This window comes from Sphingobium sp. YR768, assembly GCF_900111125.1.
Taxonomy (GTDB): Bacteria; Pseudomonadota; Alphaproteobacteria; order Sphingomonadales; family Sphingomonadaceae; genus Sphingobium.
Genome location: NZ_FOGE01000082.1, coordinates 1 through 1,189, shown reverse-complemented (window position 1 = coordinate 1,189; position 1,189 = coordinate 1). Strand labels below are relative to the sequence as shown.

1 protein-coding gene and 1 pseudogene are annotated in these 1,189 nt (G+C 59.3%); one reads left to right on the top strand and one right to left on the bottom strand.

Translation table 11 applies throughout. The features are described 5' to 3' along the window. Positions 1-306: 306 nt before the first annotated feature. Positions 307-771: pseudogene (locus BMX92_RS26720) on the top strand (IS66 family transposase); the annotation flags it as partial. A gap of 1 nt (position 772) precedes the next feature. Here the strand turns inward: BMX92_RS26720 and BMX92_RS26715 are convergent. After that, positions 773-1,189: IS630 family transposase (locus tag BMX92_RS26715; RefSeq protein ID WP_143066935.1), on the bottom strand; the 417-nt coding region annotated here is incomplete at its 5' end.

Sequence of the window (1,189 nt, the reverse complement as noted above, 5' to 3'; positions counted from 1 at the left end):
TATAGCTCGCGCTTTGTTACACACGCACAAAACCCATTCACAAAACAAACACTCAAAAAGGGCGATCCGGTGAAGGACCGCCCTTTTTGGCGTTCATAACGCTGCCCGAAATACCGGCAAAAAGCGTGACAAAATTGTAATTACACGCCCATCCCAGCGTAAGCGGCGGCGTGATGCGCCTTTCCGCTGCCCAACTTGGCGCGCTTCTGGAAGGATTGGACTGGCGCAGGGTCCATGGCGGCCGTCGGCCGCAGGCCCCGCAGATTGCCGGTTGACGGGGCTTTGCCCTACTGATTCACTCTTTCTATGCTCACGCAAGCGGACCTGCCTGACGATATCGACGCGCTCCGCGCGCTCGTTCTGGAGCAGTCCCGGATGTTGGTGGAGGAGCGGATAGCATCTGAGGCCAGGCTGACAGAACTGGGCGTTGCCAAGGGCGAGGCAGACGCCGAGATCGAGCGCCTTCAGTCGATCATCGACGCCTTCATGCGGCACCGTTTCGGCCGCCGGTCCGAGCATCTCGATGCCGATCAGCTGCAGTTGGGACTGGAAGATGTCGAGATCGCTCTTGGGCATGCCCGTGCTGCCAGAGAGGCTCTTGCACCGCGGGCTCGTAGCGACCTGCCCCGCAAGACTAACCGCGGCTCGCTACCCGCGCACCTCGAGCGGATCGAGCAGATTGTCGATATCGAAGACAAGTTTTGTCCTTGCTGCAGCGGTCCGCTTCATCAGATCGGTGAAGACGTCGCCGAGCGGCTAGAGCATAATCCGATCACTCTGGCTCATATCCGGTAGCTGTGAAATAGTTTGCGCATTCTTCGTGAGTGAAGCGTGGCAACGCGTCACGTATCGCATGCCATAGCTCCGGGATAGTTCGGGCGGCGGCTTTTCGCAGGATAGCCTTGAGTTTGGAGAAGGCGTTTTCGATTGGGTTGAAGTCGGGGCTGTATGGCGGCAGGAACAGCATGCTCGCTCCAACCGCTTCGATGGCTTCACGAGCAGCCACTGCCTTATGCGCCGGCAGATTGTCGAGGATGACGATGTCACCAGGATGCAACGTTGGCGCCAGAACCTGCTGGGCATAGGCAGCGAAGCATTCGCCGGTCATGGGACCGTCCAGGACCATCGGCGCAGTCATGCCCGTCAGGCGCAGCGCACCGGTGAAAGTGGTGGTTTTCCAATGGCCATG